This window comes from Paenibacillus sp. MER TA 81-3 (assembly GCF_023713585.1).
GTDB classification, from domain to species: Bacteria; Bacillota; Bacilli; order Paenibacillales; family Paenibacillaceae; genus Paenibacillus_B; species Paenibacillus_B profundus.
In genome coordinates this window covers 54,428-60,427 of record NZ_JAMAWB010000034.1, presented here as the reverse complement: position 1 = coordinate 60,427, position 6,000 = coordinate 54,428, and the positions used below count along the sequence as shown (strand labels likewise).

The following is a 6,000-nucleotide window of genomic DNA, read 5'->3' as shown; positions in this document are numbered from 1 at the left end:
TGCTCGCCTCCAGTGGGACAGTAAGCAAAAAAATACGATTTTCATTCGTGAAATCTGAATGAAAATCGTATTTTTTGATGTGTTCACATTCGGTTACGTACAAAAGCCGTGTTTTTCAGTGGCCTCGCTTCAGGCAAGGGGCTTTGTTGTCCTCGCCCCTATTTCTACGCCTCTTTCGACTGCAGCGTTTAGCTTCTAGCTTCTGCAGCATATATCCAATCCCTGTGCAATCGTGCAGCGTGTAAATCATCCCCTCTTCGCCGCTCGATTCCTATTTTCCACTGTATGGGCCTGTTTTTGAACAAGTTTTACACTTTTGCAGATCCGAAATCTGCTTTGTTACTCAACTTGCGTAAAAAATACCTCCCTTGAGCGGACCTGAACCTGTCAGGCACGACAAAGGAGGTATCCCTACCTGCTTTCATTTTTTCCTTATTTTGCTGAAAAAGAATAAGATGAAAACTTCATATGATTGCGTAAAGCGTCCCATATATCAATGGTTTCCGATCCGACGGACCAATAAGCGAATCCGGCTATATTCCTCTGTTCCACAAGCTCGGATTTCACGGAAAGTGAACGGCTATCCTCTGTCCAGATGCGATGAGGCACGCCCTGTTGCATATAATCTGCTGTATACTGGCCTATGTTAGCATCCCATGCCATCTTGGGTTTGTGCGCACGAAGTATGTTTCCTTGCTCGGCTAGAGTAAGATCCTGCGCTGTTGTGCCGCTCTGCTTCAAAGACCAATCACGCGTATACAGCGGCAAGCCCACGATTAGTTTTTCAGACGGAATCATAGTAATGAGCTTATCGATACCACGCTGCACCCAAGGCAGCGAAGAAACCGAGCCAGCCGCCGGAGCTCCGTCCCAATGCTCGTCATACCCCATAAGCACGATGTAATCGGCATTGGTTCCTAAAGCAGCATAATCAAACGCAGCCGTCCAATCTGTTCCCAAATCCGGGGACACATCGACAGACAATACCGCTTGCAGAAGATGCAGCTCTGCGGCCAGCTTCGACACAAACGCTGTGAACGCCTCCCGATCCTGCGGATAGACGTTCTCGAAATCAAGGTTCAATCCGTCAAGCCCATATTGGCGGACATAAGTCGTCAATTGTCCGATAACGGCATCCCTTTTGTTCGAATCGGTAAGAACGGAATGGGTCAGATCGGCATTGAAGCCATTGCCTACCATAGCCCATATTTTCTTTCCATTCTTCTTCGCCCAATCGATAAGCTCCCGATCTGTATGATCCGCTACCGTCTGTGTCTTGTCGAGATAATACCATCTTGGGGATAGCGTGTTGACTGTGGACTTCTCGACACGAGCGATGTATTGCTGTGTTGTCAACTCGTATTGCCAGCCCATCTGGATGCTTTGTGGCGGATTCGCCTTCAACGCTGCCGACCAGCCCGGACGCTCCAGCGCTCTTGCCAAGACGACTGCAGTCTCCTGACGCGTCAACGGATCGTTCGGCCGGAATATCCCGGCATCTCCGTTCATTAGGCCGAGCTGCTGCATCGAGCCGACATAAGGAACGGCCCACGCAGCGATGCGACTCGCATCCTTGAAGGCCGGTTCCACCGGGGATTTGGAACGGGCCTGCTTGAACGCGCGCACGAGGACAGCTGCCGCTTCTTGACGGGTAATAGGCTGCTGCGGCTCAAACGTGCGTGCTCCCGTTCCATCTATGACCTGCAGCAGAAGCGCCGCCTGTACAGCTCCGTAATACCATGCACTCCGAGGAACATCGTCGAATGCGGGAATGTCGCTCGCCACCGGCTTGACGTTCAGCACACGGTTCACCATGGCTGTAAACTCCGCGCGCGATACGGGCTTATCCGGCTCGAAGGTACGTTGGCCCGTTCCGTTTACGATATGTCTTTCATACAAATCTACAATCTGTTTCTGTCCATAGCTGTTGCCAATATCGTCGAACGGCAACGGTGTACGGCCCGACTCTCCCCACACCAGACTGGCAGTGAAGAAAAGCGCCATTGATGCAAGCAGAATTAGTATTTTGCGAAAATAATTCAATGAATTGGCCTCACTTTACTAGAAATGATAGATATAATCATCCTAGCAAATAAAAGGAAGCCCGTTTACTATAAAATATTGGAAGTTGTTTTTTACCTCTATATTGTTAACAGTTGACGGCGAAGCAGAGACATTTGCTGATCCATCTGGAAAGAGGATTTGGCCAAGTCGACCAACTGCTTTCTTGCATCCTCCGGCACGTCTCCCCCTTCATATTTATAATTCAGTTTATGTTCCGTCGCGGCCCAGAAATCCATGGATGAGGTTCGTAGTTGTATTTCAGCAGGGACCCACAAGTTGCCGCTCGACAGAATCACCTTCGTCTGTACGACCATATGCAAGCTCTTATAGCCGCTTGGCTTCGGGTGTTCGATGTAGTCCTTCACTTGCAGCACCCGGATATCATCCCGCCGCTCGATATGCTCCTTCATCATGTAAACGTCATCGAGAAACGTCGTCACGATGCGCAGGCCTGCTATGTCTTGTATCTGCTCCTGCACCGCTTCCTGAGTGAAGGGAATGTTTTTTCTTTCCATCTTTTTCAACATGGATAGCGGCTCTTTGATCCGCCCCTTGATATGCTCTATTGGTGAATAGCCGTGTCTTGTTCTCCAATCCAAATCGATGATCTGAAAATCGCTTCTCAGCTCGTTTAACGCCATTTGGTATTGGCGGAAGAAGCCGCCCCAATTTTTCTGCAGCGTCTCGAGCACCTCGACCCGGTTGATCATGTTAATCAATTGATTGGTATGGTCTATCATGTTGCCCCTCCGTCATGTTCCAATGTAAATATTTTCGTTAATTCTAGATTAACCGGATCGAATCGCAATATCAAATAACAGGACAACGCGCCTCGCCTTTATGTGTCTGACATCGGTACAGTCCGTGCGTGTGCGCGGAAATCAACACTTGCAAACGAGCACGATGCTTCCAACAGAATGACTTGCTCCAATAGTTCCGTCAAGTCGTGCACCGCCATCGCCCTCGTGTATTCTTCGTCGTCATCGAGCTGACAAGCGACTTCCAACAGACCGGTCTTCAGTTGGCTGTACCGTATCAGGTGATGTATATCCATTTCCCCTTCCCTCCTTTACGTAATTTACGTAATTGTACTGTTTTGTACCTCAAAGTGTGGTATTCTGGAATAGCATGTGGATTATATGGTGCTGTGAAAGGAACTTCTGAGGTGTATCCCGCAAACCAAGAATAGCGTTCTTTGCAACTACTATAGCGTAGTGGTATGATGTTTGCAAGCCAAGAATTGCATTTTTACATGTGTTATTTTACTTTTTTTCAAGGAGGTATGTTATGAGTATCGGAGCACTGCTGCGGGAATTGCGCGGCAAGCGGTCGCTTAGGGAAATTGAGCGCGAGTCGGGGGTTAGCCACACTTATTTAAGCAGTCTTGAAAAAGGATATGATCCGCGAACGGGAAAGGAACGGAAGCCTACACCCGACACGTTGAAGAAGCTGGCGCAGGTGTACGACATTTCGTACGAGCAGCTGATGCTCAGCGCCGGATATATGGATATGGACAGGAACGATAACCGTTCGTTGACGGAGATGCTGGAAGACACTCTCGTTGCAGACAACGACTCTGATATGAATTATAGCTCGCACGCCCGGAGAAACCCGCAGCAGCGAACGGTCAAAGAGACGCGGCCATGCTACGAGCTTGCCGACGTTCTGCAAGGAGATGTTCCCGTATATTACCGCGGGCATCTGTTGAATGAAGCGGATTGCCAACGTACGCTCACCATGCTGGATGTGCTCTTTCCGGATTCGAAGCATACGAAGCCAGAAGAGGGCAAGCCGGACGATAAGCAGCTGTGAAGCTGAACGGAACCATTTCGGGTCACGGGCAGACTCTTTTTCCGACGATAATCAAATCACGCTCTATCCCGTCTATCTCAGCGATATTCGGTAAATGAGCCCACCTGTCAAATCCGAAGCGCTCAAACATATACAGACTCGCTTCATTATGTCCAAATATAAATCCGAGCAAGGTTTTGATCTGCAGTGAGGGACAGGCCTCAATGCCTTTCTGGAGCATGTATTTGCCGAGTCCTTTCCCTCTATATTGTTCATGAATGTAGATGCTCACTTCTGCTGTCGCGTTATATGCGGGCCTTCCGTAAAAAGATTGAAAGCTGAACCATCCGCAAAGGTTCCCTTGTTGCTCCACGCACCACAGCGGTCTGGAATCAGGCGAATGCTCGTGGAACCATGGTTCTCTGCTCTCCACGGTAACCGGGCTGGTATCTGCGGTTACGATACGGCTTGGCACGGTAGAATTGTATATATCGACAATGGCCGGCAAATCGCTGATTACAGCATTTCGAATCGTAATGTTGTCTATCATTTCGAGCGTCACGTCCTTCAGGCAACAAGATTGGCACAGCGGTGAATCGCCGCCGATTTTAAAATTGTATACCAATCTATGTCCAAAAGGAAATAATTTTATGTGCCTTCCCTATTGGAGAATGCATGCTTAATCGAGTAGGAGGGGGCGGCTAGCCCCCGACCTCTCACACCACCCGTACGTACCGTTCGGTATACGGCGGTTCATGAAATATTCCGTAATGAGTTGTATCTGTCCACTAAGCTCTTTAATCCATTAGATTCCCAGTATTGATTATCCAATGCTCGGCTTAGGATCGGACTTCCCGCAGTTCGCCAATACCCTTTGCGGGTATTCCCCCACTCAAAGGCTTTATCCTTGGGTACGCCTAGGGATATAAGCCTTTTGACTTTGGTTTTTGGTTTCTTCCATTGTTTCCAAAGGCACATCCGTAACCTTCTTCGTATCCATTTATCCATCTCCCGAAAGATACTTGGCGTGTCCGCGAGTGAGAAGTAACCGCACCAACCAGTAAGGTATTGGTTTAGTTCCTTAATTCGCTCTTCCATCTTCATCGATTTTCTTCGAGAGGTAATCGCTCGAATCTTAGACCCTGCTTTCTGTAAGGATTGCTTTGCAATTCTCACCTTAGGCTCTTTGTTCAAACTAAAGCTAAAGCCAAGAAACTTCCGTTTCCATGGGCGGTCTACCGCGCTTTTGGCTTGGTTTACCTTTAGTTTCAGTCTCGTCTCGATGAACTTAGTAACGGATGCCTTGACTCGTTCGCCTGCTCTTTTGGTTTTCACGTAGATGTTACAATCGTCCGCATAGCGGACGAATCGATGTCCACGTTTCTCTAATTCTTTGTCCAATTCGTCCAGTACGATGTTAGATAATAGCGGACTCAAAGGACCACCCTGCGGCGCTCCTTCAAGTGTCGGTTTAACTAACCCGTTTTCCATCACGCCCGATTGAAGGTATTTACGAATAAGCAAGAGAACTTTCTTGTCCTTCACTTTCTCTGAAATCTTCATCATTAAGCGGTCATGATTAACGCGGTCAAAGAATTTCTCCAAGTCCAAGTCGACTACGAATCGATATCCTTCTTTCATGAACTCTCTAGCTTTCCTCACTGCGTCATGGCCTCGCCTTTTCGGGCGAAAGCCATAGCTATGTTCGGAAAACTGCGGATCAAACAATGGTGTTAGCACCTGGGCGACTGCCTGCTGCAGCATTCGATCTGTCACGGTAGGTATGCCTAACATTCTTGCGCCTCCGCCATTCGGTTTCGGGATTTCGACCCGACGGACGGGGCGTGGCTCATAGGTTCCTTTTTCTATTGCTTGTCGTATGGTCTGCCAGTTTTGTTTGATGTGGTCTCGTAAGGATTTTACGGACATGCCATCTATGCCGTGGCTTCCTTTATTTGCTTCCACACGCTTTAATGCTTCTAGAAGATTTTCCCGTGATAGCAACTGCTCCAGCATTTCTACAACTCCTTGCGTGATTTGTACCTTCCTCTTGTGCCAGTGGTGAGCTCTGCCCTGCCGAAGTCCCACACGGGATTCACCGCTTCCTCCTTCAGTCAGGTCCTTTCGGTTTTTTTCTGCTTTCAT

Annotated in this window: 6 protein-coding genes; 1 reads left to right on the top strand and 5 read right to left on the bottom strand. The window is 48.5% G+C overall.

Going from position 1 to position 6,000, the window contains the following annotated elements:
- Positions 1-432: 432 nt before the first annotated feature.
- The 3 genes from M3650_RS29790 to M3650_RS29780 all read right to left on the bottom strand — a co-directional run bounded on the left by M3650_RS29790 (position 433) and on the right by M3650_RS29780 (position 3,118).
- On the bottom strand, positions 433-2,043 hold the full coding sequence (locus tag M3650_RS29790) for an S-layer homology domain-containing protein (protein WP_251579880.1): 1,611 nt from the start codon (positions 2,041-2,043) through the stop codon (positions 433-435).
- A gap of 98 nt (positions 2,044-2,141) precedes the next feature.
- Positions 2,142-2,804 (bottom strand): GTP pyrophosphokinase, encoded by a 663-nt coding sequence (locus M3650_RS29785; RefSeq protein ID WP_251579879.1) that lies wholly within the window; start codon positions 2,802-2,804, stop codon positions 2,142-2,144.
- A 98-nt stretch (positions 2,805-2,902) separates the two neighbouring features.
- The gene (locus M3650_RS29780) at positions 2,903-3,118 is read right to left on the bottom strand and encodes a hypothetical protein (RefSeq protein WP_019421518.1); all 216 of its coding nucleotides are present in this window, start codon (positions 3,116-3,118) and stop codon (positions 2,903-2,905) included.
- A 233-nt stretch (positions 3,119-3,351) separates the two neighbouring features.
- Between M3650_RS29780 and M3650_RS29775 the strand changes: the two genes are divergently transcribed.
- Positions 3,352-3,876: a helix-turn-helix domain-containing protein gene (locus M3650_RS29775; RefSeq protein WP_019421519.1), complete on the top strand. Its 525-nt coding sequence runs from the start codon at positions 3,352-3,354 to the stop codon at positions 3,874-3,876.
- A gap of 22 nt (positions 3,877-3,898) precedes the next feature.
- Here the strand turns inward: M3650_RS29775 and M3650_RS29770 are convergent, their stop codons facing one another.
- Positions 3,899-4,405 (bottom strand): GNAT family N-acetyltransferase, encoded by a 507-nt coding sequence (locus M3650_RS29770; RefSeq protein WP_251579887.1) that lies wholly within the window; start codon positions 4,403-4,405, stop codon positions 3,899-3,901.
- Between the two features lie 203 nt (positions 4,406-4,608).
- The gene (gene ltrA, locus M3650_RS29765; RefSeq protein ID WP_251579885.1) at positions 4,609-5,871 is read right to left on the bottom strand and encodes a group II intron reverse transcriptase/maturase; all 1,263 of its coding nucleotides are present in this window, start codon (positions 5,869-5,871) and stop codon (positions 4,609-4,611) included.
- Positions 5,872-6,000: the final 129 nt, after the last annotated feature.

Bases quoted from the DNA above. Each gene is read 5' to 3' on its own strand.
- M3650_RS29780 (WP_019421518.1), bottom strand. From the start codon at position 3,118: ATGGATATACATCACCTGATACGGTACAGCCAACTGAAGACCGGTCTG.
- ltrA (WP_251579885.1), bottom strand. From the start codon at position 5,871: ATGCTGGAGCAGTTGCTATCACGGGAAAATCTTCTAGAAGCATTAAAG.
- M3650_RS29775 (WP_019421519.1), top strand. From the start codon at position 3,352: ATGAGTATCGGAGCACTGCTGCGGGAATTGCGCGGCAAGCGGTCGCTT.
- M3650_RS29770 (WP_251579887.1), bottom strand. From the start codon at position 4,405: ATGATAGACAACATTACGATTCGAAATGCTGTAATCAGCGATTTGCCG.
- M3650_RS29785 (WP_251579879.1), bottom strand. From the start codon at position 2,804: ATGATAGACCATACCAATCAATTGATTAACATGATCAACCGGGTCGAG.